Below are 25,609 nucleotides of genomic sequence, written 5' to 3' on the forward strand. Positions count from 1 at the left end.
CTGAGGCCTTCAGCCCTGTCCCTCCCTTAACTTATCGTTTTAAATTAACAAGCTCCTGCAGGATTTCATCTGATGTTGTAATGATTCTTGTGTTAGCCTGGAAGCCGCGCTGAGCCGTAATCATTTCAGTGAACTCTTCAGATAGGTCAACGTTGGACATTTCGAGGGCTCCGGCAACAATTGCACCAGCTCCATCTTGCTGTGGAGCAGACGGAACAGCTTCTCCAGAGTTAGCTGACTCTTTAAATAGATTTTGTCCAACTTTCTGTAGTCCTTCTCCATTAGGAAACTTAGCCATGATAATCTGACCAGCTAGTTTCAATTTTCCATCGCTGTCAACATATTGTATTTCACCTTTGTCGGAAATACTGAAACTTTGTGCGTTTGTAGGTATTTGCACGTCTGAATATCTAGTATTGTTAATACTTCCATCAGCATTTACTGCATAGCTTTTTAAATACATACCATCTGCGTTTACCAAAAATCCTTCTTGATCAAGATACATATTTCCGGCTCTTGAATAGCTCTTATCAAGGACATCAAAAGTTGTGGTTCCAGTTGTCTTTGGAGCAAGAACAAAATATCCGTCACCAGAAATCGCCAAATCAAGCGGTCTTCCTGTTGTCTGAATACTACCTTGTGTATGAATTGTATCAATAGTTGAAAGAGATGAACCTAACCCTACCTGCTTAGGGTTCACTCCTCCCATGTTATTTGATGGTGCACTTGCCCCCGAAATAGACTGGCTTACCATATCCTTAAAATTCACACGGCCCTTTTTATATCCAAATGTATTTACATTCGCAATATTATTTCCAATCACATCAAGCTTTGTTTGGAAGTTTTTCATTCCGCTTATTCCTGAATACATTGAACGTAGCATTTATTCGTTGCTCCTCTCGTTTATGCTGCTTCTGTCAGTCCGCAGCTTAGGCTTCCTGTGAAGGTCCAGCCTTAAATTTATTGGTCCAGAATAATTGTTCCATTGATATTTGTGAATATTTGCGTTCCGGCTTCTTCACGATCCATCGCCGTAATCACGGTATTATTTTTTGCACTGACAATGAGTGCTGCATCCTTTAGAAGTACAAGCGATTCCTTTACGCCCATCTTTTTGGCTTCCTGCATCTTTGTTTCGATTTGCTGCCACCGTTCATCAGTTATTTGTATTCCTCTCTGGCGGAGCCTCTGTTTGGCATGTTTGCTGACTATTAGCTTGCTGTCAGTTTCCAAAGCTGTTTGCAAATGCGCTGAAAAACGATTTTGTGTTTGTTTTCCTGTATGGACGCCATTTGTCTTTTGTGTGATTACCGGCTGTGTATGGATCGGGCGAAACATAAATTTATCCATACAATCGCTTCCTTATTTTTTATTGATTTCCGATTATCCCGAGAGTGTATAGCCTTAATTCCATCATCCACTGGACAACTGTTTTGATTTTTTGCTAATGGCTACAAAATTTTTTTTACGATTCATTCACCTGAGAAATATTTGCAGGTTCCAGCTTTGTTCCGTCTTCCAGTATAAAAACTGCTCGATTGTCCTTAAACTGAATGGAAACTATTCTTCCATTTCCTTCTTCAATGTTTGGAGTCTGATTTGAATCACTTGTTTCAGTCAGTTTATGCCAGGTTACATTCTTGCCTAAAAATTGATTGTAGGACATCAGCTGGTTTTGCTCCTGAAACATTAGAAATTTTTCCATTGTCTTATTCATATTAGTCATTTGCTCCAAGGATGAAAAGGTTGCCATTTGTGCAATAAAATCCTTATCCTGCATAGGATTCATCGGATCCTGATTTTGCAGCTGTGTCATTAGTATTTTAAGAAAATCATCTTTGCCTAAAATATCCGAGCCTGTCTTACGACTTTGGCTTTGATAATTTGATAGCATTAAAGATGAGTCAATTGTGTTTGCCATTACCTATCACACCTATACTTCAGTATTGAGAAGTGCTTCTTCAAATGAGTTATTAAATTTGCTTTCAGGCTTTGGGTTTTTATCTTCTTGGTTTTGCTGCTGTCCCTGTCCTTGATTCTGTGGATCTTTATTAAATGTACGCTCCTGCTGGGTCATTTGCTGTGAGATTTCAATTTTTTCAACCTGTAAGTTTTGTGAACTGAAAGCCTGTTTAAGCCCATTTAATTGTGAATCCAAAATCTCTTTTGCTGATGCAGTCGATGTAACAATTCTAGCGATCATCGTCGAATCCTTTTGGATTAGCTCTACACGAAGGGCTCCTAGATGATCTGGATTCAGCTTTATAAATAGCTTTTGCATTCCTCCCGTTTTCAGGAAACTGCTTTTCGATAAAATGCTTTCAAATTGCTGAATCAATTGGTCTGCAGTAAGAGTCTTTCCCTGCTGGTTCATCATCAGAAGCTGTTCAGGCTTTGAGAATTGCTGGATATGAATATGTCCCTGTGAGCCGCCATCAAATCTTGAGAGCATTTTTGAAAGTGAATCTCCAGAGCTTTCAGTTCCGACAGATTTTTTTTGCTTAATCTGGGTTATTTCATCAATAAGCGGGGTAAAAACTTTTTGTAATGTTTCAGCTTTATCAAATGAACCATTACTATTCTTTAATAGCCCCTCGAGCTTTGCCTGAACATCTTTTAAAAAATCTTTTAAGTCAATCCTGCTGCCGATAGAATCCTGGTGTGCTGTCAGCATGTCAAATAGTTTTAAAGCTTTTAAAAACTGTCCTGTTTCTTTTCCTTTTACCAGATTGAATTCCTGTACATCAAGCAATGCAATATTTGCAATCAGGGCATCAATCTTTAACTCTGCAGAATTACTCTTAATTAATTCATCAGGATATAGACTCTCTATACTAATGTTAGGGCTAAGTTTTCCTGCAAACCCTTCCAGCATTTGAAGAAGCTCTTCTTTTGAAAGATTTAATTGTTCGGCTATTATACTCACTTTACTTGTTTCTGTTTGCAGAACAGCTTTCTCAATGAGTTCATGCCCATTTTCCAATTGGAACAAATCGATAAGCCCCAGAAAGTTGCTTATTTCTTCTAATTCCTCACTTGTCATTCCCTTTTCTGCTGTATGAGCCGCTATGCTTTCCCTGCCACCTACCAGGTTTGAAAACAGACTGGCAAAACGGCTGGTCCCTATTCCTGGAAAAGAAGCTTTGCTTTCCGAGGAGTACTGTGAATGTATAAATCCTAATCCGCCAATTTCCACTTTTTCACCTCCTTTCAAGCCTCTTATTAAATCATAAATCAATTATTTTGAACGTCACTCTCTTTAGCTGCAGTGAGAAGTGCCGTATAGTGCGCTGCATCTTCAGGATCCATTTTCTCCATAATCGCAGCCAATGTATCTGCCTTAACATTTGATAAAATTTTTAAAGCTTCTTCATCCTTCATTTCAGTCAGGATAGGTGCTGCTTTTTTGGCAGAGATTGATTCATAAGTTTTCACTATATCTTTAAATGCCCGTTTATTTTCTTCCTTGATAGCTGTCAGTTCTTTGATTTCCTGTTCCAGGCGCTGTTTTTCCAGCCCCGCCCTCTCAATTTCCAGTTCTTTGCTGTCAAGCTGGCTTTCCAGCTGCGTTATCCTTGCTTCACGATCTTTAATTTCTGCTTCCAGTTCAATAAGCTGTGATTCCATAACCTCTGAATTAGAGCTTTCTCCATTAATAATAGAAGAAAGTAAAGGTACTTTTTGGCCATATTCTTTAACCGTTACAAAGATGTTATTGCCTGATAACGTAAAAACCAATAGTGCTACAGTTACAGCAAATAGAATCGGAATGAAGAAAGCGAATAAAAACCATTGAAACTTACTTGCTTTCTGAGATCCTTGTTCTTCTGGCATTCTTTCCATTTAACCACCTAATTTCCCCGGTTCATAAAAAGCTGAATCGAGATATCATCCATATGCCTGCCTTCTGTTTGCTTTATACTTTCCATGAAGCTGGCTAAATCTTTTTCTTTCATTTTTTCATATTTTTTTACTTCTATATTCTTTTCCATTAGCTTTTCTTGCTGAAAATTCATCTGGCTCCGTGCATTGGCTACCATTTTTTGATAGTGATCAATTGTTTTTTCAAGACTATCTACAAAATGCTGATGGTGCCTGATTTCCTGCACTGGCAGTCCCATTGTAAGCCTTGATTGCTGGTATGCCGCCAGATCTTCCTTCTTTTTAAGAAGCTCGTATAATTTCCCTGCTGCTTCTTCAAAACGCTTGACTGCCTGACTATATACATCAAAAGCCTGATCTTTTTCTCTTTCTTTTATATGAAGAATTTTGTTGAATTTAAATTGATGCTGCATTTGTTATTCTCCTTTTCCAGCTATTCCTTTCAATTGATCCACGCTTTCCAAGTAAGAAAATTTTTCATGCGTTTCTTGTTTCAAGAAAGAGATAATCGAAGGATATGACCGGATCGCTTCATCGATTTCAATGGATGACCCCCGCTTATAGGCCCCAATATTTATTAAATCCTCAGCATTTATATAAGTACTCAGCATTTCTCTCACTTTTTCAGCGGATTTGATATGATTAGAATCTGCAATATGATTCATTACCCTGCTCACACTTTTAAGTACATTTATAGCTGGGTATTGGCCTTTATTGGCAAGCGCCCGATCTAAAACAAAATGCCCATCGAGAATTCCCCTGACTGTATCTGCAATTGGCTCATTCATATCATCCCCATCAACCAACACAGTATAAAATGCAGTAATGGAACCATATTCATTTGTTCCGGTTCTCTCCAGAAGCTTAGGGAGGACAGCAAACACGGAAGGTGTATAGCCCTTTGTGGTTGGCGGCTCACCGACTGCTAGCCCAATCTCCCTTTGCGCCATGGCCACCCGTGTAACCGAATCCATCATGAGCATGACATTCAAGCCTTTATCCCTGAAATACTCTGCAATAGCAGTTGCTGTATAGGCGCCCTTAATTCTCATAAGTGCTGGCTGGTCAGAGGTAGCCACCACAACGATTGATCTGCTCAAGCCTTCAGGGCCCAAATCCCTCTCGATAAATTCACGTACCTCTCTGCCCCGCTCCCCTATTAGAGCTATAACATTTAAATCTGCATTGGTATTTCGGGCAATCATTCCGAGAAGTGTACTTTTACCGACTCCGCTTCCCGCAAAAATTCCAACTCTTTGGCCATTCCCTACAGTCAGCATACTATCAATCATCCGTACTCCAACTTCAATAGGTTCTGAGATTGGAGGCCTTTTCAACGGGTTAGGCGGTTGTTGTTCTGTTAGTACAGGCGTGAGGCCTTTAGGCAGCTGTGAGCCATCAAGAGGCTGGCCCAGGGAATCAATAACCTGACCAATTAATGCAGTTCCGATTTTCACCTCGAGAGGCTTGGAGGATGCTTCTACCAGACAGCCGGGAGATATGTCCTGAACATCTGTATAGGGCATGAGAATAACACTTTCATTTTTAAATCCTACAACCTCAGCTTGAATTTTTCTTGTACGGCCCTTACCAATATGGATGCTGCACACATCTCCAACCGAGCTTTCAGGCCCTTGCGATTCAATCATTAAACCTACTACTCTCTTTACTCTCCCGAACCTCTTGTAGCTATCAATTTTTTCTATCTGCTCGATCAGTTCCTCCAGCTTCATTGCTCTTCACTCTCCAGCATTTCGAAAAGCCTTCTTTTAATTTCCTCAAGCTGGCTATCTAAGCTGGCTTCAATTCTTCCATTGGCAGATTCTATAATGCAGCTTGTTTGGCTGAGTTCCTCATCTGGATAGATATATAAATCCGTTTCTTTTGGAAAGACCATAATCAGCTCTTCCTTGTGTGACAGCAATAGATCATAATGAACAGGATTTACATGGAGTTGAATTTCCCTGTACTCCCTTGCTTCTTTAAGCGCCCTTTTCACAATGGAAAGAAAATGCTCACTGTTTTGATCAAGAACTTGACCAAGAATTCTTCCTGCAGCTTTCATTCCTAAATTCAAAATCGTCCGTTCTGACGATTCAATATGCTGCTGATAGTCATGTTTTGCTGAATTAACAACCTCTTTAGCTGATTGAATCAGGCTCCTATATTCTTCAAAACCGCTTTGCCTTCCTTCATCAACCCCAGAGGCAAAGCCCTGTTGACGGGCTTCCTCGAAGACAGCTTGTCTTTCATGTTCAAGTTCTTCCCTTTGCCGATTAATATGCTGATAGTTTTTTTCGGCTTCTGATCTAGCAGCCTCAATAATGGCCTCAGCTTCCTGGCGTGCTCCCTGCAGCATTGCTTCGATTTGTTCATCTGTCCTTTTTAAATTTTGCTCTGGCTCATGCTCTGCCGTATTTTGATGATTTTTCAGTAATTTTATAGAGATGACTTTCTTTTCCTCTTGGAGTAGCTTAGGTGGAAATGATTTTATTAACCTAGACAATAATATCATCCCCTCCGCCGCGGGCGACGATGATCTCGCCTGATTCTTCCAGCCTGCGGATAATGCCGACAATTCTTGACTGTGCCTCCTCAACATCCCTCAGCCTTACAGGCCCCATATACTCCATTTCATCCTTAAAAGTCTCAACCATTCTTGAGGACATATTTTTAAAGACAATTTCTTTCACCTCATCACTGGAGACCTTCAGTGAAAGCATAAGGTCCTCACTTTCACAATCGCGAATAACACGCTGTATTGCACGATTATCGAGAGTAACAATGTCCTCAAATACAAACATTCTTTTCTTGATCTCCTCAGCTAGTTCAGGGTCCTGAATTTCCAATGCATCCAAAATGGTTCTCTCTGTAGCGCGGTCAACACCATTAAGCACATCGACAACCGATTCGATGCCGCCTGTTTGCGTATAGTCCTGAGTAACAGTAGAAGAAAGCTTTCGCTCAAGAATCTGTTCAACCTCATTAATAATTTCAGGAGAAGTGCTATCCATCACGGCAATCCTCCTGGCAATATCCGCCTGCATTTCCTGCGGCAGCTCTGATAAAATTTGACCTGCCTGCGGCGGATCAAGATAAGACAGGATTAAAGAAATTGTTTGCGGGTGTTCATTTTGTATAAAATTTAAGATTTGCGCAGGATCCGCTTTTCTGGCAAAATCAAACGGCCTGACCTGCAGAGAAGACGTAAGCCTATTGATGATGGCTGAAGCCTGCTCTGCTCCCAGGGCTTTTTCAAGAACTGTTTTCGCATATCCGATTCCGCCCTGTGATATATAATCCTGTGCCAGAGCAATTTGATGAAATTCTTCAAGTATCTCCTCTTTGGCAAAAGAATCAACTTTGCGGACACCCGATATTTCAAGTGTCAATTTTTCAATTTCTTCCTCACTTAAATGTTTATAAACGGAGGAAGCTACATCAGGACCAAGGGAAATAAGAAGAATAGCCGCCTTTTGTTTACCTGTTAACTCTTTTTGCTCTCTTTTTGGCATTTTTTATTCCTCCTTAGTCTTCAGCAATCCAGGTGCGAAGCAGTTTCGCAAAATCCTCAGGCTTGTCCTTCGCCATTTTTTCCAGCTGCTTGCGCCTCATTGTACTTTCTGTTTCATGTTCTTCATTTACATCAGGAACATTGAAAGTTTCCTGTACTTTTACGGCTATTGCTTCCTCTTCCTGCTGCTGTTTTTTTCTGGCTTTTACAAAAAGGAAAATTAAAAGGGCAATTATTAGCAGCAGAATGCCTCCCACAGCATATATCCACCATGGCAGTACAGGAACAGTTTCGTTCGGGAATTCGACCTTGCCGTTAAACGGCTGGACCGAGACGACAATTTTGTCCTGAATAGCCTCATCTGTTAATTCAGCCTCAGCAGCATCTTTATTAATTGTCGTGCGAACAATGGTTCCAAGAATTTGTGTAATATCGTTGATTCGTTCCTGTGGAAGTGAGGCTGGGTCATCCGCTTTCGGCGGCTCAACCATTACCTGAATCCCCAGATCCCTTACTTTATACGGGCTTTCCACAATTTCTTTTCTGATTTTATTCACTTCTTTGTTGATGGTCTCTTCTATCCGTTCATAGTCACCATTAGAGGTGTTTCCTTCCAGATATTCCGAGCCGAGTGAATCTGCCGGACTTTCTCCTTGTGGATTACCTCCCACTGCTTCGCCATTACCAGTAAACGTTTCAGTAATCTTTTGGGCACTGATCGCAATGCCCTCCATATTTTCTTCATCAACCGGCGAAACGAGGTTTTCTTCTCTGTTTTCTTGGGTAAAGTCAATATCGGCTGTTACTGAGACAACAACTTTGTCCTGCCCCATCAGGGTGCCCAGCATATTCTGGACCTGGCGCTGGACATCTCTTTCAATTTTCTTTTTTATTTCATGCTGGGCCGCAAACGTGCTGCCTGGTGAAGAATTTTGATTATTTTTTAAATCAAAGTACTCAAAAAACTGGTTCGTAATGACGATATTATCAGTGGGAAGATTTGGTATGCTTTTCGCCACCAGGTGATATAGCGCTTGAATCTGTGATTCCTCAAATTGATAACCCGGTTTGGTGTTAAGGACAATGGAGGCAGATGCCTCTTCAGAAAGGTCATTCACGAAAATCCCTTTTTCCGGAAGGTTGATCATTACTTTTGCATCATTGACACCGTCGATTCCTTTCATTAAGTTGGCTAGTTCCGTTTGCATGGCATCCAGTTTCAAGACATTGAATTCATTTTCCGTCATGCCGATCCCGGCATTTTGGCTGAAGAATGAATAATCAATGCTCCCCGATTTAGGAATTCCATCGGCAGCAAGCTCAACTTTTAGAGTATCCACTACCTCCTCCGGTACTTTAATGGTTGTACCGCCATCTGTTATTTCTGATTGGATCCCTCTGCTATCCAGGCTTTCTTTTATAGTCCCTGTTTCAGATGGTGTCAGGTTGCTGTATAAAGGAACAAGAGTTGTCCTGGTTGCCAGAATAGAAGCAACTGTAATCAGCAATATAAAGAAAACAACGCAACTGATTAATATGTTTTTCTGTTTTTTTGTTCTGCTGCCCCAATATTCTTTCACATTTACTGCATATCTTTGAAACGACTCATTCATCACAATCCCCCGGTTATTCTGTCTAAGCTAATAACCGCAATTCACTAGTTTTTAGCTTTAATCTTATGTAATTCATTAAAAAATTGAAAAGCTCGCCCATAAATTGGACTTTTTTCAGCTTTTCAATTTACGCGGCTTTTATGTTTCCGAGAAGCTCGACAGCTTCTGTTTTCTATTAAACTTGCATTCTCATTGCTTCCTGATAAGCTTCAATTACTTTATTTCTAACTTCAAGAGCAGCTTGCATGGTAATGCTCGCTTTTTGTGAAGTAATCATTACTTGATGGAGATCAATATTCTCTCCCCTTGCCAGTTTTTCTGTCATAACATCTGACTGGATTTGGGCTTCATTAATTTTTTCAATTGATTGCTTTAATACCGACGAAAAACTCTGCTGTGCTTCGTATGATGTATGTGTATGGGTCTTTGCTTTTTCAGCCGGTTTTAAAGAATGTACAGGCATAAAAGTTACTTTATTCATTCAATACACTCCCTATTTGCCTATTTCCAGCGCTTTCATCATCATACCTTTTGAGGCATTGAAAACAGTTACATTCGCTTCGTAAGATCTTGTTGCGCTAATCAGATCCACCATTTCTCTTAACGGATCCACATTTGGCATCGCAACGTAGCCATTTTCATCCGCATCAACGTGAGTGGGATCGTAGACCAGTTTAGCCGGTGTTTCCCTGTCCTCCACAATTCTGGACACCTTTACTCCATACCCGACGGAATTTCCACCGCCTTTACTCATTGCCTTATTCAAAAAGGAGGAGAATTGCCCTTCTTTAGGCTCCAAAATAACTGACTTCCTTCTATAAGGTCCTTCCCCGTTTACACTCCTGGTGGAGTCTGCATTTGCCATATTGGATGAAATCACATCCATACGAAGCCTTTGGGCTGTTAGGGCCGATGCTGTGTTATTCATACTGTGAAATATGGACATTTTTATTTTCCTCCCCTTATAACATTCTGCAGACTTGAAAATTTCCCGCTCATTCTTTCAATCATTGCATTATAATAAATTTGATTTGTCGCTAAATCCGACATTTCTTTATCAAGATCCACGCTATTTCCATTATGGTTATACGAAACATTCCTTTTTGTAACTACAGCCTTTGCAGAAGATGGTCTGGCCTTAAAATCATAATGTCTGGCATCGCTTTTATTCGCTTCCAAAGATCCATTCACCGTCTGCTGTAAGACTTCTTTGAAGCTGGCGTCCTTCGCTTTATAATTTGGTGTATCGGCATTTGCAATATTTTGCGATATAACCTTTTGCTTAAGTGTTGAGTAATCTAAAGCATGTTCAATTGTGGATATGGTTCCTGAAAACAGTTTCAATGCTTACACCTCAAATTTTAGAAACTCTAAAAACCTGGTAATTCTTGTAGAATTTTGTTGATAATGGACAAATTATGTCATCACAAACATTATTGTAATGAATATGAAATAATATGTCTATGTACATCAGGTTAATTTTAATGATTCTTTTGTCCTATTTTCGACAAATTTTTAAAATATGCTGAAAGTTTTATTTATATTTTTTAATTTTTTCCAGGTTTTGTTCTCCCTGTCCTTTATTACTATTTTTGTACCTGAAGGCTATATAAGACTTTTGGAAGATAGTTGTTTTTTCTGTATTTCGAACTATACAATAGACAGGTCTTTTTACTTACCTATTTATAGATAATTGCATATATTTACCAACTCTTTTTGTAATATATTTGCAACAAAAAAACCCGTCAATATTGACGGGTTTTCATTTTAGTTTGATTTAAGTTTTTCCAGTTCAACTAAGAACTTATCGTTTAATACTTTAATATAAGTACCCTTCATTCCAAGTGAGCGGGACTCGATTACTCCTGCACTCTCAAGTTTTCTAAGAGCATTTACAATTACAGACCGCGTAATTCCAACACGATCGGCAATTTTTGATGCAACAAGAAGTCCCTCATTACCGTTAAGCTCTTCGAAAATATGCTCAATCGCTTCGAGCTCACTGTAAGAAAGGGAGCTAATAGCCATTTGAACGACTGCTTTGCTGCGAGCTTCCTCTTCAATTTCTTCTGCTTTTTCACGAAGGATTTCCATACCAACTACGGTTGCACCATATTCAGCAAGAATTAAATCATCATCATGGAATTGCTCCTGCAATCTTGCAAGGATAAGCGTTCCTAGACGCTCACCACCGCCGATAATCGGAACAATTGTAGTTAAACCGGTTGAAAAAAGGTCTTTGTTTTCAATAGGGAATGCAGTATATTCACTTTCCACATCCAGATTAGAAGAAGTTTCCTGGATGTTAAATAGATTTTTCGTATACTCTTCCGGGAATTGGCGGTCTGCCAGCATTTGCTTCATTCGCTCGTTCTCAATTTGCTGATTTACAGCAAACCCAAGCAGTTTTCCTCTGCGGCTGACTACGAAAATATTCGCTTCAATTACATCACTTAGAGTTTCTGACATTTCCTTGAAGTTAACCGGTTTTCCGGCTGCTCTTTGGAGCATTGCATTAATTTTTCTTGTTTTTGTTAATAAATCCATTGTATTTCCTCCTATTTGCTACAACCATAAACATATATTTTGTTAAGATTAATTATCTTATTGCTTCAAAAATTATTACTGCATTCAGGATTCTTTTTTCGTCTACCCTATCAAGTGCCCCTTCAAACAAACCCATTAAAGAATAAATTGGCTTAAATCTTTATTCCTTGAAATGGCCCCCAGCTTATCCTCAACATATTGAGGAGTAATTGTGATTTTCTCCATTGTGATATCTGGCGCTTCAAAGGATAAGTCCTCCAGAAGCTTTTCCATTATGGTATGAAGACGTCTTGCACCGATATTATCCGTATTTTGGTTAACGTCGAATGCGAATTCGGCAATCCTATGAATAGCATCGTCAGAAAATTCAATTTGTATACCTTCAGTTACCAATAAAGCTTCATATTGTTTTATAAGAGCGTTATCAGGCTCCACTAAAATTTTATAGAAGTCCTCCACGGTAAGCTTTGTAAGCTCTACACGAATCGGAAAACGGCCCTGCAATTCAGGTATTAGGTCAGAAGGCTTCGCCATATGAAATGCTCCAGCAGCAATAAATAAGACATGGTCTGTTTTAACAGAACCATATTTTGTTACTACCGTAGAACCTTCTACAACAGGCAGAATATCTCTTTGGACACCTTCCCTTGAAACATCCGCAGAAGAACCTCCGTTGTTTTTGCTTGCAATCTTATCAATCTCATCAATGAAAATAATTCCGGATTGTTCAGCACGGAATACCGCCTCCTGGCTGACTTCATCCATATCTATCAGCTTTTGGGCTTCTTCATTTGTTAATATCTTTCTTGCTTCACGTACCGTCAGTTTTCTCTTCTTTCTGCGCTTTGGCATCAGGCTGCCCAGAGCATCCTGCATGTTCATACCCATCTGTTCCATCCCGGAGCCCTGCAGCATATCAAACATGGAAGGCTGCTGTTCTTCCACTTCAACAGTGATAAGCTCATCTTCAAGTTCACCAAGCGCTAGCTTTTCTTTAACAATTTTCCGCTTTTCCTGCAGGTTATAATCTTCCGACTGATATGAATCCTGCTGCTGCTGTTCATTTCCTCCTCCAAATAGCATTTCAAGAGGATTTTTATAATTAGCTGCTTTTTTAGCTCCTGGTACAAGCAGTTCAAGAATTCGTCGGTTTGCACTCTCTTCCGCTCTTTCTTTTACACTGGACATTTTTTCTTCTTTAACAAGGCGCACGGATGTTTCCACAAGATCTCTAACCATTGATTCAACATCTCTTCCCACATACCCTACTTCTGTAAACTTCGTTGCTTCGACTTTAACAAAAGGGGCACCAACCAATTTTGCCATACGGCGGGCAATTTCTGTCTTACCTACACCAGTAGGCCCAATCATCAAAATATTTTTTGGATTGATTTCATCACGCAGCTTTTCTTCCAGCAAGCTGCGGCGGTAGCGATTTCTAAGAGCCACGGCAACAGCTTTTTTTGCATCTTTTTGTCCAATGATAAATTGGTCCAAACGTTCAACGATCTGGCGGGGAGTTAAATTTGTTCCTTTACCCATGTAACAGCACTCCTTTTGTTAGAGTTCTTCCACAATGATATTGTTATTTGTATATACACATATTTCAGCAGCCATTTCAAGTGACGCCTTTGCAATTTCTTTTGCAGATAAATGTTCGCCCGCAAACCTCTTTAAAGAGCGCCCAGCTGCCAGAGCATAGTTGCCTCCTGATCCGATAGCCAATATCCCATCATCCGGTTCGATGACTTCACCCGTACCTGAAATCAGCAGCAAGCTATCCGTGTTCATGACGATAAGCATCGCTTCAAGTTTGCGCAAAACTTTATCGCTTCTCCACTGTTTAGCAAGCTCGACAGCAGCTCTCTCAAGGTTACCATTGTATTCTTCCAGCTTTCCTTCAAACATTTCGAATAAGGTAAATGCATCTGCCACTGAGCCAGCAAATCCTGCCAGTACCTTTCCATTAAAAAGCTTTCTCACTTTTCTCGCTGTGTGTTTCATCACAACTGCATTGCCAAAGGTTACCTGGCCGTCACCAGACATCGCACATTCTCCATTATGATGCACAGCAAATATCGTTGTTGCATGAAATTCAGACATGAAAGACTCCTCCTTTGGAGCATTAGCTTATTATTTTGGCTCTGTTTAAAATTATGTTTTGATTTCCGCTGCAGGCACTCAGCGAACCGCGGGCTTCGGACGCTTCTCCGCGCCCTGCACTTGCAGGGTCTCCCATGGTACGCTATTCTCCGCAGGACTTTGAGTAAACCTCTTCGAATAAACACCGACGAAGAAAACGCGAATGATTTTCGAGGAGCTCGTGCATTTCGCTCAATCAACACAGTGCTAAATAAACAATTAGCTTCAACACAGCTTTCTTCTGTCAATCAATCAGCTTTATAATGCGCTTACTGTCACGCCCGCGGATGATGGGCCATATATGTTTTCTTTAAATATTCGTTTGTAACATGCGTATATACCTGGGTTGAAGATAAAAATGCGTGTCCAAGCAATTCCTGAACTGTTCTCATATCTGCTCCATTTGCCATCAAGTGTGTTGCAAATGTGTGGCGCATCATATGAGGATGAATCTTGCCTGTTAAAGTTGATTTTTCAATAAGCTTGTTAAGAATTTCTCTGATGCCTCTTGCAGTTAACGGTCCTCCGCGTGCATTCAGAAATAAATTCTCTGTAGAGTTCCCTTTGGACACTAATTCTTTACGCCCATTGGTTATGTATGTTTCGAGTGCATCTTGCGCAAAGCTGCCAAATGGGATATACCGTTCTTTGCTGCCCTTGCCATGCACTAAAACAGTAGATAAGTACATATCCAAATCCCTAAGCCGAATTTGGCTGCACTCGCTTACACGCATACCTGTGGCATACAATAGTTCCAGCAGCGCTTTGTTTCTTTGCCCAAGTGGGGTGCTTTCATCACAGGCCTCAAACAGCTGCTGCAATTCTTCTTCATAGAAAAACTCAGGCAGCTTTTTTTCAGCTTTTGGAATGGAAACAAGAGCAAAAGGATTTTCAGCCACAAATTCTTCTCTCAGCAGGAATCTAAAAAAGCTTCTTAGGCTTGAAATCTTTCGGGCTACCGATTTGCGGGCCAGCTTCTTTTCAAAAAGCAACGTCAGGAATACCCTGACATCAGGGTATTCTACCGTTTTCAAATCTGGTATCGCTTGTTCAGACATGAACATAAGGAATTCCTTAATGTCATGTTGATAATGTTCAATAGTATATTGTGAATAATTTTTTTCAATTTGTAAATATTCAATAAACAACTTTAAAGAAACGTTCACATTTTGATTCATATATATCCACCTCGCAAGGGCTACTAAATAGTATCACAATTCAATAGCCCATGCAACATAATTTACAAATTTTTCATAAAGTTCTGAATTGTTTCTAATGCTCTTTCAGCATGCTTTTCATTTCTTTCTTTTTTCCCTCTTATTTTCACAGGCAAATCAGGGAATAAACCAAAGTTTGCATTCATCGGCTGAAAGCTTTTTGGATTTGCCGTGGTAATGTATCGTGCCATGCTTCCAATCGCCGTTTCGTGAGGGAATTCTATTGGAGCTTCCCCTTTTACAAGCCTCGCCGCGTTAATGCCTGCGACAAGTCCGCTGGCTGCAGATTCCACATAACCTTCTACACCAGTCATTTGCCCTGCAAAGAAGAGATCATTGCGGTTTTTAAACTGATACGTTGCACGCAGCACTTTTGGAGAGTTAATAAAAGTATTACGGTGCATCACTCCATACCGTACAATTTCTGCATTTTCAAGTCCAGGTATGAGGCGAATTACTTCTTTTTGCGGACCCCATTTTAAATGCGTCTGAAAACCAACAATATTATAAAGCGTACCTGCGGCATCATCCTGGCGGAGCTGAACGACTGCATAAGGTCTTTTTCCTGTTTTCGGATCTTCTAAACCTACTGGCTTCATTGGACCAAATAGCATGGTCTTCTTTCCGCGGTTCGCCATTACCTCAATTGGCATACAGCCTTCGAAAAAAATTTCTTTTTCAAACTCTTTTAATGGCACCGTTTCAGCAGATGTCAAAGCTTCATAAAAACGGTCAAACTCGTCTTCTGTCATCGGACAGTTCAAATATGCAGCTTCCCCCTTGTCATATCGGGATTTAAGATAGACTTTGTCCATATCAATCGAGTCTTTTTCAATGATTGGTGCAGCTGCATCGTAGAAATAAAGATAATCTTCCCCGGAAAGCTCTTTCAATTTTACAGATAAAGCTTCACTAGTAAGGGGGCCAGTAGCGATGACTGTTGGGCCCTCTGGAATATCTTTTACTTCTTCATTTATTACTGTTACATTCGGATGGTTTTTAACCTGTTCCGTTACACGTGCGGCAAAATCATGGCGGTCAACAGCAAGCGCTCCGCCAGCCGGTACCGCACTGCTGTCAGCTGAATGAATGATAACAGAATTTAGCTTACGCATTTCTTCTTTAAGTACTCCAACAGCGTTTGTTAAAGTGTTGGCACGCAGTGAATTACTGCAAACCAATTCTGCAAATTTATCTGTATGATGTGCAGGAGTCTGCCTGACAGGCCTCATTTCATACAAACGAACTTGAATGCCTCTGCTTGCAAGCTGCCATGCGGCCTCACTGCCTGCAAGTCCTGCACCTATTACATTTACTGCTATATCTGTCATAATACGAACCTCCACAAATACTTATGATCATTTCGATCCAATTAAAATTTATTATTTAAAAACAGTCTCTCTTACTTTACCCTGTTCTTATTCATTTTGCCATTTTACAATACGATTTAAAAATATAAAAGTTTCAAGCATTATAAAAAGGCACAAACGCCATCTGGAAAGAATCTGGATTTCCCATCCCGCAATAGAAAAGAGTGAGCATTAAGCCCACCCTTAACTTTGCTTTTCTTCTTTGTAGTCGCATTCAACGCATTGAACCTGGACACCTTTTTTGAGCTTTTTCTCAACAAGAAGATTATCGCATTTCGGACAGCTTCTTGGCAGCGGCTTATCCCATGAAATGAAGTCACATTCAGGAAACCTGTCACAGCCGTAGAAAATCCGGCGTTTCTTGCTTTTTCTTTCTATTATATTTCCTTCTTTGCATTTCGGGCATTTGACTCCAATATCCTTAACGATTGGTTTTGTATTGCGGCAGTCAGGGAAATTGCTGCAGGCCATGAACTTTCCGTAGCGCCCCATTTTGAAAACCATAGGGCTTCCACAATTCTCGCAATCTTCTCCAGCAGGTTCGTCTTTGATTTCAACTTCCTGCATTTCCTTTTCTGCCTTTTCCAGATGCTTTTCAAAATCCCCGTAGAACCCATCGATAATCTGCACCCAATTTACTTTGCCTTCTTCAACATAGTCCAGGTCTTTTTCCATCTTGGCCGTAAACTCTATATCAAGAATTTCGGGGAAAAATTCCAGGATAAGCTCAAGGACAATTTCTCCAAGCTCAGTCGGAATAAACCTTTTGTTATCTAAAGCGACGTATCCGCGTTTTTGGATCGTATCCAGCGTCGGAGCAAAGGTTGAGGGACGTCCTATGCCCTGCTCTTCAAGAGTCTTTACCAGTCTTGCTTCTGTATACCTTGGAGGAGGCTGGGTAAAATGCTGCTTGGGTTCGATATCCTTTTTTAAAACCTCGTCCCCTTCCTTTAGGTCAGGGAGCATATTATCCTTTTCTTCAGCCTGATCATCCGAACCCTCTACATATACTTTCATAAAGCCAGGGAATTTGACTTTGGATCCTGTAGCCCGGAAAATCACTGCGCCATTCTTAAGATCCACACTCATTGTATCCATGACAGCTGGTGCCATCTGGCTGGCGACAAAGCGTTCCCAAATGAGCCGGTATAATCGAAGCTGGTCACGTGATAGGTATTCTTTTAAGCTTGCTGGTGCCCTTAACGTGCTTGTTGGGCGGATGGCTTCGTGAGCATCTTGGGCATTGCTATTTTTCTTTTCTTTTTTCTTTTCACTCTGCAAAAACTCTTTGCCATAGGAGCTTTGAATATATTCTGCAGCTTCGCTCTGGGCAATCTCTGAAATTCGGGTGGAGTCCGTTCTCATATAGGTAATTAAGCCGACCGTTCCTTCTTTGCCGAGATCAATCCCTTCATAAAGCTGCTGGGCCAGCATCATCGTTTTCTTTGCCCGGAAATTTAGTTTTCTTGCCGCTTCCTGCTGAAGAGAGGAAGTTGTAAACGGAGCAGCTGGATTCCTCTTTCTCTCTTTCTTTGTAACTGAAGCAACTTCAAATTTATTCCCCTTCATTTTACCCAATATATTTTGGACATCGCTTTCAGATTTCAACTCAACTTTTTCATTTTCCAACCCATAAAAAGCTGCATCGAAAGCCGTTTTTCCTTTTAAGAACTCTCCATCAATCGACCAGTATTCTTCTGGTATAAAGTCCTTTATTTCTTTTTCACGATCGATAATTAATCGGACCGCAACGGATTGAACCCTTCCCGCACTCAAGCCCTTTTTGACTTTCTTCCATAATAAAGGACTTATATTATATCCAACCAGCCTATCAAGAAGCCTTCTTGCCTGCTGTGCGTCTACCAAATCCATATTAATTGGCCTCGGATGCTTAAAAGATTCTTTGATCGCATCCTTCGTAATTTCATTAAAAACCACGCGGCAATCCGATTTAATATCCATATCCAGGCTATGGGCCAAATGCCAGGCAATTGCCTCACCTTCACGGTCGGGGTCAGCCGCGAGATAAATTTTCTTGGCTTTTTTGGCCGCTGATTTTAGTTCTTTTAAAACAGGGCCCTTACCGCGAATGGTTATGTACTTTGGTTCAAAGTTATTTTCCACATCTATGCCCATTTGGCTTTTTGGGAGATCCCTGACATGCCCCATAGAAGCTTTAACCTTATATTTTTTTCCAAGATAACGCTCAATCGTTTTCGCCTTTGCAGGTGATTCAACGATTACAAGAAACTCTGACATCAATAGTCCTCCTTGAGAGGGAATTTTAACATTCAGGCAAAATCAATTTTGAAGGACTGTTATTCGCCTTTCTAAGATTGACCTTTGTATTTTAGGCTGAATGGCATTATATATATCTTAATTTTGGAAAAGCATTTTTTGCTATTTCCAGATTCGAATCATTCATTTAATCTGCAGATATTTACCTTTTTCAATCGGGCAGCTTGCATTTCTAACCAGCTATACTGCACCTGTCAGTTAAATATTCATTATTATTCTACATTCTATTCAGGTTTGTCAAACATAATCGGCTTATTTCGAAACCGTTTTCAACCGTTCTGTTAAATTTTTCAAACTCAAACATCCATTTTCTCTTACGGATACCTGTTGCAAAATGTATAACAGTTTTAATAGAATTTCAACCTTTTTGTAAAAAATCCTTTAAATTAATACACAAAAAAGAATTTTATTGCAGGATAGAGAGCAAAAATGCATTGGACAAGGGCTCTCTATCTAATCCTTTTTTAATAAATCAGCTCCTCAAGTATATCTTCTGCGGTTTTGACAAGTTTGGCCCCCTGCTGTATCAATTCATTTGTTCCCGCTGAATAGGCACTAAAAATACTTCCCGGAACTGTAAAAACTTCCCTTCCTTCTTGGACTGCATAGTTTGCAGTTATAAGGGAACCGCTTTTGCTTTTTGCCTGGATAATCAAAGTACCTCTGCTAATCCCGCTTATTATGCGGTTCCTCATTGGAAACTGCCATCTTGACGGCCTCGTATTAGGCGGATATTCAGAGATGACAAGATGATTTTTCATCATTTCATAAGCGAGTTTTTGATTGGACTGAGGGTATATATGAAAAAGCCCTCCCGCAATGATGCCAATTGTTTTCCCTCCATTTTTAATTGCCTCTTTATGTGCAATTGCATCTACACCTGCTGCCAGTCCGCTTACAATAACAACCCCGTTTTGGATAAGCTTTGGGAACAAATATTCAATCGCCCTCTCTCCATACTCTGTCGCCTGCCTCGACCCGACGACAGCAAGATGGATTCCAGTTTTCAGAAGACCTGTATCACCCTTCGCATATATAATCCACGGAGGCTGGTAGGTTTCTTTTAACAGCACCGGATATTCTTCATCAAAAAGGGAAATTATTTTAATGCCATTAGGAGAGTATTGGCGAATTTGCTCCTGGATTCGATTGGAATGAAGGTCATGGAGAGTGTCTGAAAGGGAGTCCTGATTTACAAATAAAGAGTGACTTGAATAGTAAAACGGATCATTGTAAAGGAATTTTAATTGGGGATCTTTTTTTAGAATGCTTAAAATCATTTTCCAGCTCACTCCTTTGCAATGATGCAAATGGGCCAGCTTCATATTGAATTCTTCCATGGGGAACCTCCTTGGTTTTAGAAAAATGAAAAAAGGTGCTGGAGAAGGGAATGAAAAGAAGGGGATGCAAGCGGAATTACCAATGTAGAAATAGCCCCCCCATTAAACAGGGGGACTATTCTTATAATAATCAGTTGAAATTTTGTTGAGATTAATGAGTTTTACACTTATCATAAAGGCCTTTTTCTTTTAATACCTTTATTAAAGTTTCACCCATAACGGATGGAGTATCTGCTACTTGAATTCCGCACTCGTTCATTACACGGATCTTTTCATCTGCAGTTCCTTTGCCTCCGGAAATGATAGCGCCAGCATGGCCCATACGTTTTCCTGGAGGTGCAGTGCGTCCGCCAATAAAGCCTACAACAGGTTTAGTCATGTTTGCTTTAACCCACTCAGCAGCTTCTTCTTCTGCAGTTCCGCCGATTTCTCCAATCATGATTACAGCGTAAGTTTCAGGGTCTTCATTGAATGCAGACAATACATCGATGAAGTTAGTTCCGTTAACCGGGTCTCCCCCGATTCCAACAGCTGTAGATTGGCCGATTCCAGCCTGTGATAATTGGTGGACTGCTTCATATGTCAGTGTTCCTGAACGGGATACAACCCCTACATGGCCTTTTGTATGGATATACCCAGGCATGATACCGATTTTGCACTCATCAGGAGTGATAACGCCTGGGCAGTTCGGTCCCACAAGGCGAGTTTTCTTGCCTTCCATGTAACGCTTAACTTTGACCATATCCAATACAGGAATATGCTCTGTAATACAGATTGCCAGATCAAGTTCAGCATCAACCGCTTCAAGAATCGCATCCGCAGCAAACGGAGCTGGAACGTAGATTACAGAAGCATTCGCACCTGTCGCTTTAACTGCTTCCTCCACAGTATTGAAAACGGGAACACCTTCTACTTCTGTGCCGCCTTTTCCTGGAGTAACACCGCCGACAATTTGAGTGCCGTATTCAAGCATTTGCTTTGTATGGAAAAGGGCAGTTGAACCTGTAATCCCTTGAACTATAACTTTAGTATCTTTATTAATAAATACGCTCACGTTAATTCTCCTTTCTGGTTTCCAGAGATGCCCTTCCGGGTCGCCAGGACTTAAGCCAAACAAGCTGCAGGATATTAAAACCTGCTTCAGGCTGGCCTAATGCTGCCGCACCTGAACGGCCGCTCATTTTTTAGTTTTAACCTACTAATGAAACGATTTTTTGCGCGCCGTCAGCCATTGATTCAGCTGCAATGATATCAATATCGGATTCAGCAAGGATTTTCTTGCCCAATTCAACATTCGTGCCTTCCAATCGTACTACTAAAGGCACACTTAAGCCTACTTGCTTCGCTGCTTCTACTACTCCAGTAGCGATGACGTCACACTTCATGATTCCGCCAAAGATATTAACAAAAATACCTTTTACGTTTTTGTCAGAAAGGATGATTTTGAATGCTTCTGTAACTTTCTCAGCTGTAGCTCCGCCCCCAACGTCAAGGAAGTTGGCTGGATCTCCGCCGTAATGCTTAACGATATCCATTGTAGCCATCGCCAAACCTGCACCATTAACCATGCACCCGATGTTTCCGTCAAGGGAAATGTAGCTTAGATCGTATTTTGAAGCTTCGATTTCCTTTGCATCTTCCTCTTCCAGGTCACGAAGAGCCAGGATGTCTTTTTGACGGTAAAGAGCATTTGAGTCAAAGTTTAACTTCGCATCCAATGCCATTACCTTTCCGTCTCCTGTTACAACGAGCGGATTGATTTCAGCAATGGAGCAATCCTTGTCGATGTAAGCTTTGTATAAACCCATCATGAATTTTACAGCTTGTCCGACAAGCTCAGTTGGAATATTGATATTGAAAGCAATTCGGCGTGCCTGGAATGCTGTCAAACCAAGAACTGGATCGATTTCTTCCTTGAAGATTTTTTCAGGCGTTTTTTCTGCCACTTCTTCAATTTCTGTTCCGCCCTCTTCAGAAGCCATTAAAACAACGCGGGACGTTGCACGGTCCAATACTAAACCAATATAGTATTCCTTTTTAATGTCACAGCCTTCTTCAATAAGTAAGCGTTTTACCTCTTTTCCTTCCGGACCAGTCTGGTGTGTTACAAGTGTTTTTCCTAAGATCTCACTTGCATATGTACGTACTTCTTCGAGGTTTTTGGCAACTTTTACACCGCCAGCTTTTCCTCGTCCTCCAGCATGGATTTGCGCTTTAACAACACAAACCTCAGTGCCTAGTTCCTTGGCAGCTTCAACAGCTTCCTCAACTGTAAAAGCCACTTTTCCGTTCGGAACTGATACCCCGTATTGTCTGAGGACTTCTTTACCTTGATACTCATGTATATTCATTTCCCATCCTCCTATCTAACTCTTCAAAAAATAGACTGCGCTTTCATTTTATAAAATGACACTACCCTTGTCTACCATTAACTCTAAAATATTATATTTCTTTAAAAATTTAAAATATTAAATAGCAGGGAAACCCCTTTATTCACAGTGATTTTTGACATTACCAACAAATAAATTATTTTATTAAAATAAAGAAAACTGCCTTTTCGGCAGTCTCTACTTTGGCTAGTTTTTTATATTTCTTCATGCTTGCCCCTATATGTAAACGCTGTCATTTCTCCTATTCTTTTAATCCGGATCACAAATATTGGTTTAGCAGTATAAATTATTTTCTCCCAAGCTTATTGCCTGCATCTTGATCCGCCCTATAGATAAAAGCAAAGACTTCAGCAACCGCCTGAAAGAGTTCTTCGGGTATCCCTGCATTTATATCAAGTTTTCCAAGAAGCTCAACCAAAGATGGGTCTTCCTGGACCGGAACGTTGTGTTCCTTTGCTTTATCGAGAATGTTTTCAGCAACCAAGCCCCTCCCCTTTGCCGATACTCTTGGCGGAGCCTGCCCATGTGGATCATACGTTAGAGCAACCGCTTCTTTTCTTTTTCTATTATTCTCTTTTTTCATACTCTCAAATCCACTCCGGTAAATTGGTTTGCCTTTACAAGTTCCCTCTCTTTCAAGGAATTTCCAGCTGTCTCCGGCTTTTGATAAGTAACTGATGAAAGCTTATAATTCAGCTCAGCCAGGCTTTCTTTTAATTTAACAGTTAGTGGAGCAGCAAGTGCTTTCATTCCCTCATGCTCGTTAATTACAGATATATTTATAATTCTGTTTTGGACATGAAGGTCAACGATGGTTTCATTTAAATGCTCCAGATTTAAATAAAAAAGCACCCGGCAATGGCTGGGGTCAATGTCTCCGTTTTCTGTTTTTCTGCCGCTCCACTGCATCGTCAAATCAGATACTTTCCCCCATAATGGAACAGGCAGCTGAAAAACAATGTGCTGCCTCGGCCCAAATTCCTGCGAGAGGGCCTGGAAGCCTGTTATTTTATGCAGAATCCTTTCTGCTGCATCCTTTGCTGAAAACGGCACTTCTTCGCTTAAAAGGCCTATAAGAAGCGGTTTAAGCGATTCCCACTTTGGAGCTGCCCCATCATCCGGTTGTTTTAAAAAATGAACCATATCATGTTCATGGGATAGACCCAATGCCTGAATCAGGTTTTTTAATTGGGCTTTAATACTTTGCTGATCAACCTTGAAAATACTTTCAGCTTGGATGCTATTTTTCAAATCTGCCAGTATAGTTCTGTCTTGCGGTTGAAGCATTGCCGCCAGGGAATTATTCTCTCCTGCCAGAAAACTGCCCATCTTAACTGATGCTATTTTCAATTCAGATTCGCCGAATATGGATAAGAAACGGTTTCCTGAATTGCTGGCACTATCTTTCATATTTAAAAGCATAGCTTCCTTTATCAAAGGCACGATTATTTTGTCTTCCACCGGAAATGTAATTTGGTTAGTTCGAATATTACTTAAAATTCTTTGAACCTCGCTTAAAGCTTGTGATTGTCCCCTTGATACCTGAAAATTGCCAATAACACTGCTCAGTTTTGCCAGATTTAAAATAAACTCTTGTCTCTTTCCGGATTGGTTTGTTTGAAGCAGTTCCTTTATATACTCCATAATTGCAAGCTGCCCCGGGATGTGGTTTCTTTGGCTCCAACTATCTATCGCCTGCATTAATGCCGTTTCCTCATTCGTCCCTCCTTTTACTAGTTCCAGAGCCTTCAGGATGTTAAAAGCTGCAAGTGAGTTCGCCTGGTTTTTTGTACTTAACCATTCGGCAGACAGCCTTGCTGCTGCAAGCGCACCAGATTTTTCTCTTGCAGTCTGTGTAAAATCATTTAATAGGATGCTAATTTTTTGGCCTCTTGCCGTTAATTCGCTTTGATTTAACTGCTGCAGGAGTTTTTTCATTAGAATTGAAACTGAATCACCATTATTAACTGAAGATAAGGCTAAAAAAACATCCTTTGTAAAAGGCAATTGCCTGACGATTAACTCTTTCAATATACGAAGTCCGTCTTCAAACGATTCACCTTCCTTAAGCCAATCGGACGCCAGCTGCAGCGTTTCACCGGTAATAGGCAGCTGTTCCTTTAGGAAATATTGGACAAGCAATTTATTTTCTTTCGATGCCGGCAGTCCCAGCTGTGCAAGAAGGCTTACAGCCGGAGAAGCCATACCGGCTTGGCCTGCTGATTCGATCACTTTAAGGTGTATCATCCCCTCACCAGGCTGTACTTTAAACCAGTATCGGCTATTGGCTGATAATGGTGTTTCAAGCTGCGCAATTGCTTTATGTGGTCCTATTTGGACCTCTGCCGTCTGATTAGGAAATAGCTTAACTATTTTTCCGCTAACAATTTGGCCAGGCCTAAAGGAGACTGATTTTCCCGAATAGCCCTGGTCTTGCCTTATCAATGTCTTGATCATTTCAGACGGCTTCATGTCTTCACCTTCTATTTGTTTTCTGTAACATAATCTTTAACCGGAGCGAAGCTTTTTCGGTGATGCGGAGTTATACCATGTATTTTAATGGCTTCAAGGTGTTCCTTTGTCCCATAACCCATATTTTGCCCAAACCCATATTGCGGGCAGGTTGTTGCGATTTCAGCCATCATACGGTCCCTGGTAACCTTAGCTATTATGGATGCTGCGGCAATGGATATGCTCTTGCCATCCCCCTTAATAATCGCATCCAACGGGTAAGGCGTTACCAGCTTAACTGCGTCTACCAAGAGAAAGTCGGGCTTAGGATTCAACCCTTCTATCGCTGACAGCATCGCTTTTTTTGTCGCCTCATAAATATTGATGCGGTCGATTTCCTCCGGTTCAATGATGCCAATGCTAATCGCTACGGCCTTAGCCTGAATTTCTTCATAAAATTCATTTCTTTTTTGTTCAGAGATTTTTTTTGAATCATCAAGGCCGGGCAGAAAAAAAGATTCCGGCAAAATGACTGCTGCGGCAACGACCGGCCCCGCAAGCGGCCCTCTGCCTACTTCATCAATACCAGCAATAAATCGAAAACCTTGAGACCTATATTTGTTTTCATATTGTATCATCTCGATATGCTTCTCATAAGCCTTTTTCTGCAGCAGCTGCCTGGAATGCCATTTATTCAAAAGCTGCTGCACACCTTTTCTGTCATCGTTTTGTATAGAAAGAATAAATGGATCATCCTGTATGTCGATAGAATTGAGTTTCTCCTCAATCTGGCGAATCGTTAACCTTGCCATTTCTTTCACCTTTGTCCCTTTAATGTATGTATC

The 25,609-nt window shown here is 40.7% G+C and carries 25 protein-coding genes; all 25 read right to left on the minus strand.

The annotated features are described in order from the left end of the window. Positions 1–31 precede the first annotated feature (31 nt). Positions 32–883 (minus strand): flagellar basal body rod protein FlgG, encoded by an 852-nt coding sequence (gene flgG, locus DFO73_RS15740; RefSeq protein WP_110065685.1) that lies wholly within the window; start codon positions 881–883, stop codon positions 32–34. 77 nt (positions 884–960) lie between these two features. Continuing rightward, positions 961–1,350 carry a TIGR02530 family flagellar biosynthesis protein gene (locus DFO73_RS15745; RefSeq protein WP_110065686.1) on the minus strand — a complete coding sequence of 130 codons (390 nt, stop codon included), beginning with the start codon at positions 1,348–1,350 and terminating at the stop codon, positions 961–963. Between the two features lie 115 nt (positions 1,351–1,465). Next, the gene (flgD, locus tag DFO73_RS15750) at positions 1,466–1,921 is read right to left on the minus strand and encodes a flagellar hook assembly protein FlgD (RefSeq protein WP_110065687.1); all 456 of its coding nucleotides are present in this window, start codon (positions 1,919–1,921) and stop codon (positions 1,466–1,468) included. A 12-nt stretch (positions 1,922–1,933) separates the two neighbouring features. Beyond that, complete coding sequence (locus tag DFO73_RS15755) at positions 1,934–3,196, minus strand: flagellar hook-length control protein FliK (RefSeq protein WP_110065688.1); 1,263 nt, start codon at positions 3,194–3,196, stop codon at positions 1,934–1,936. 38 nt (positions 3,197–3,234) lie between these two features. After that, positions 3,235–3,843 (minus strand): MotE family protein, encoded by a 609-nt coding sequence (locus DFO73_RS15760; protein ID WP_110065689.1) that lies wholly within the window; start codon positions 3,841–3,843, stop codon positions 3,235–3,237. An 8-nt stretch (positions 3,844–3,851) separates the two neighbouring features. Continuing rightward, positions 3,852–4,295, minus strand: a complete 444-nt coding sequence (gene fliJ, locus DFO73_RS15765) for a flagellar export protein FliJ (protein WP_110065690.1) — start codon at positions 4,293–4,295, stop codon at positions 3,852–3,854. A 3-nt stretch (positions 4,296–4,298) separates the two neighbouring features. After that, positions 4,299–5,615 (minus strand): flagellar protein export ATPase FliI, encoded by a 1,317-nt coding sequence (fliI, locus tag DFO73_RS15770; protein WP_110065691.1) that lies wholly within the window; start codon positions 5,613–5,615, stop codon positions 4,299–4,301. Next, positions 5,612–6,397: a flagellar assembly protein FliH gene (fliH, locus tag DFO73_RS15775; protein WP_110065692.1), complete on the minus strand. Its 786-nt coding sequence runs from the start codon at positions 6,395–6,397 to the stop codon at positions 5,612–5,614. Before fliH ends, fliI begins: the two co-directional genes overlap by 4 nt. Beyond that, positions 6,381–7,397: a flagellar motor switch protein FliG gene (gene fliG, locus DFO73_RS15780; protein ID WP_110065693.1), complete on the minus strand. Its 1,017-nt coding sequence runs from the start codon at positions 7,395–7,397 to the stop codon at positions 6,381–6,383. Before fliG ends, fliH begins: the two co-directional genes overlap by 17 nt. A 13-nt stretch (positions 7,398–7,410) precedes the next feature. After that, complete coding sequence (gene fliF, locus DFO73_RS15785; RefSeq protein ID WP_110065694.1) at positions 7,411–9,009, minus strand: flagellar basal-body MS-ring/collar protein FliF; 1,599 nt, start codon at positions 9,007–9,009, stop codon at positions 7,411–7,413. Between the two features lie 175 nt (positions 9,010–9,184). Continuing rightward, on the minus strand, positions 9,185–9,490 hold the full coding sequence (fliE, locus tag DFO73_RS15790) for a flagellar hook-basal body complex protein FliE (protein ID WP_110065695.1): 306 nt from the start codon (positions 9,488–9,490) through the stop codon (positions 9,185–9,187). A 12-nt stretch (positions 9,491–9,502) separates the two neighbouring features. Further along, complete coding sequence (flgC, locus tag DFO73_RS15795; RefSeq protein ID WP_110065696.1) at positions 9,503–9,955, minus strand: flagellar basal body rod protein FlgC; 453 nt, start codon at positions 9,953–9,955, stop codon at positions 9,503–9,505. Between the two features lie 2 nt (positions 9,956–9,957). Continuing rightward, positions 9,958–10,353, minus strand: a complete 396-nt coding sequence (gene flgB / locus DFO73_RS15800) for a flagellar basal body rod protein FlgB (RefSeq protein ID WP_110065697.1) — start codon at positions 10,351–10,353, stop codon at positions 9,958–9,960. 423 nt (positions 10,354–10,776) lie between these two features. Continuing rightward, on the minus strand, positions 10,777–11,556 hold the full coding sequence (gene codY, locus DFO73_RS15805) for a GTP-sensing pleiotropic transcriptional regulator CodY (protein WP_110065698.1): 780 nt from the start codon (positions 11,554–11,556) through the stop codon (positions 10,777–10,779). Between the two features lie 135 nt (positions 11,557–11,691). Beyond that, complete coding sequence (gene hslU, locus DFO73_RS15810) at positions 11,692–13,098, minus strand: HslU--HslV peptidase ATPase subunit (protein ID WP_110065699.1); 1,407 nt, start codon at positions 13,096–13,098, stop codon at positions 11,692–11,694. Between the two features lie 18 nt (positions 13,099–13,116). Then, on the minus strand, positions 13,117–13,659 hold the full coding sequence (gene hslV, locus DFO73_RS15815) for an ATP-dependent protease subunit HslV (RefSeq protein WP_110065700.1): 543 nt from the start codon (positions 13,657–13,659) through the stop codon (positions 13,117–13,119). Between the two features lie 314 nt (positions 13,660–13,973). Then, positions 13,974–14,876, minus strand: a complete 903-nt coding sequence (xerC, locus tag DFO73_RS15820) for a tyrosine recombinase XerC (protein ID WP_110065701.1) — start codon at positions 14,874–14,876, stop codon at positions 13,974–13,976. Positions 14,877–14,938: 62 nt separating this feature from the next. Then, the gene (gene trmFO, locus DFO73_RS15825) at positions 14,939–16,246 is read right to left on the minus strand and encodes an FADH(2)-oxidizing methylenetetrahydrofolate--tRNA-(uracil(54)-C(5))-methyltransferase TrmFO (protein WP_110065702.1); all 1,308 of its coding nucleotides are present in this window, start codon (positions 16,244–16,246) and stop codon (positions 14,939–14,941) included. 222 nt (positions 16,247–16,468) lie between these two features. Further along, positions 16,469–18,544: a type I DNA topoisomerase gene (gene topA / locus DFO73_RS15830; protein WP_110065703.1), complete on the minus strand. Its 2,076-nt coding sequence runs from the start codon at positions 18,542–18,544 to the stop codon at positions 16,469–16,471. A gap of 503 nt (positions 18,545–19,047) precedes the next feature. Then, positions 19,048–19,923 carry a DNA-processing protein DprA gene (dprA, locus tag DFO73_RS15835; RefSeq protein ID WP_110065704.1) on the minus strand — a complete coding sequence of 292 codons (876 nt, stop codon included), beginning with the start codon at positions 19,921–19,923 and terminating at the stop codon, positions 19,048–19,050. Between the two features lie 151 nt (positions 19,924–20,074). After that, positions 20,075–20,977 carry a succinate--CoA ligase subunit alpha gene (sucD, locus tag DFO73_RS15840; RefSeq protein ID WP_110065705.1) on the minus strand — a complete coding sequence of 301 codons (903 nt, stop codon included), beginning with the start codon at positions 20,975–20,977 and terminating at the stop codon, positions 20,075–20,077. A gap of 136 nt (positions 20,978–21,113) precedes the next feature. After that, complete coding sequence (sucC, locus tag DFO73_RS15845; RefSeq protein ID WP_110065706.1) at positions 21,114–22,274, minus strand: ADP-forming succinate--CoA ligase subunit beta; 1,161 nt, start codon at positions 22,272–22,274, stop codon at positions 21,114–21,116. A 325-nt stretch (positions 22,275–22,599) separates the two neighbouring features. After that, positions 22,600–22,896 (minus strand): EscU/YscU/HrcU family type III secretion system export apparatus switch protein, encoded by a 297-nt coding sequence (locus DFO73_RS15850; protein WP_110065707.1) that lies wholly within the window; start codon positions 22,894–22,896, stop codon positions 22,600–22,602. Beyond that, complete coding sequence (locus DFO73_RS15855) at positions 22,893–24,785, minus strand: hypothetical protein (RefSeq protein ID WP_110065708.1); 1,893 nt, start codon at positions 24,783–24,785, stop codon at positions 22,893–22,895. Before DFO73_RS15855 ends, DFO73_RS15850 begins: the two co-directional genes overlap by 4 nt. 11 nt (positions 24,786–24,796) lie before the next feature. After that, positions 24,797–25,576 (minus strand): ribonuclease HII, encoded by a 780-nt coding sequence (locus tag DFO73_RS15860; RefSeq protein WP_110065709.1) that lies wholly within the window; start codon positions 25,574–25,576, stop codon positions 24,797–24,799. Between the last annotated feature and the right edge of the window lie 33 nt (positions 25,577–25,609).

The organism is Cytobacillus oceanisediminis (assembly GCF_003182355.1).
GTDB classification, from domain to species: Bacteria; Bacillota; Bacilli; order Bacillales; family Cytobacillaceae; genus Cytobacillus; species Cytobacillus oceanisediminis_A.

Bases quoted from the DNA above. Each gene is read 5' to 3' on its own strand.
- flgC (WP_110065696.1), bottom strand. From the start codon at position 9,955: ATGTCCATATTTCACAGTATGAATAACACAGCATCGGCCCTAACAGCC.
- DFO73_RS15745 (WP_110065686.1), bottom strand. From the start codon at position 1,350: ATGGATAAATTTATGTTTCGCCCGATCCATACACAGCCGGTAATCACA.
- fliJ (WP_110065690.1), bottom strand. From the start codon at position 4,295: ATGCAGCATCAATTTAAATTCAACAAAATTCTTCATATAAAAGAAAGA.
- trmFO (WP_110065702.1), bottom strand. From the start codon at position 16,246: ATGACAGATATAGCAGTAAATGTAATAGGTGCAGGACTTGCAGGCAGT.
- hslV (WP_110065700.1), bottom strand. From the start codon at position 13,659: ATGTCTGAATTTCATGCAACAACGATATTTGCTGTGCATCATAATGGA.
- fliI (WP_110065691.1), bottom strand. From the start codon at position 5,615: ATGAAGCTGGAGGAACTGATCGAGCAGATAGAAAAAATTGATAGCTAC.
- DFO73_RS15860 (WP_110065709.1), bottom strand. From the start codon at position 25,576: ATGGCAAGGTTAACGATTCGCCAGATTGAGGAGAAACTCAATTCTATC.
- dprA (WP_110065704.1), bottom strand. From the start codon at position 19,923: ATGGAAGAATTCAATATGAAGCTGGCCCATTTGCATCATTGCAAAGGA.
- hslU (WP_110065699.1), bottom strand. From the start codon at position 13,098: ATGGGTAAAGGAACAAATTTAACTCCCCGCCAGATCGTTGAACGTTTG.
- flgD (WP_110065687.1), bottom strand. From the start codon at position 1,921: ATGGCAAACACAATTGACTCATCTTTAATGCTATCAAATTATCAAAGC.
- fliF (WP_110065694.1), bottom strand. From the start codon at position 9,009: ATGAATGAGTCGTTTCAAAGATATGCAGTAAATGTGAAAGAATATTGG.
- fliG (WP_110065693.1), bottom strand. From the start codon at position 7,397: ATGCCAAAAAGAGAGCAAAAAGAGTTAACAGGTAAACAAAAGGCGGCT.
- sucC (WP_110065706.1), bottom strand. From the start codon at position 22,274: ATGAATATACATGAGTATCAAGGTAAAGAAGTCCTCAGACAATACGGG.
- topA (WP_110065703.1), bottom strand. From the start codon at position 18,544: ATGTCAGAGTTTCTTGTAATCGTTGAATCACCTGCAAAGGCGAAAACG.
- DFO73_RS15855 (WP_110065708.1), bottom strand. From the start codon at position 24,785: ATGAAGCCGTCTGAAATGATCAAGACATTGATAAGGCAAGACCAGGGC.
- flgG (WP_110065685.1), bottom strand. From the start codon at position 883: ATGCTACGTTCAATGTATTCAGGAATAAGCGGAATGAAAAACTTCCAA.
- DFO73_RS15760 (WP_110065689.1), bottom strand. From the start codon at position 3,843: ATGGAAAGAATGCCAGAAGAACAAGGATCTCAGAAAGCAAGTAAGTTT.
- fliE (WP_110065695.1), bottom strand. From the start codon at position 9,490: ATGAATAAAGTAACTTTTATGCCTGTACATTCTTTAAAACCGGCTGAA.
- xerC (WP_110065701.1), bottom strand. From the start codon at position 14,876: ATGAATCAAAATGTGAACGTTTCTTTAAAGTTGTTTATTGAATATTTA.
- codY (WP_110065698.1), bottom strand. From the start codon at position 11,556: ATGGATTTATTAACAAAAACAAGAAAAATTAATGCAATGCTCCAAAGA.
- DFO73_RS15850 (WP_110065707.1), bottom strand. From the start codon at position 22,896: ATGAAAAAAGAGAATAATAGAAAAAGAAAAGAAGCGGTTGCTCTAACG.
- fliH (WP_110065692.1), bottom strand. From the start codon at position 6,397: ATGATATTATTGTCTAGGTTAATAAAATCATTTCCACCTAAGCTACTC.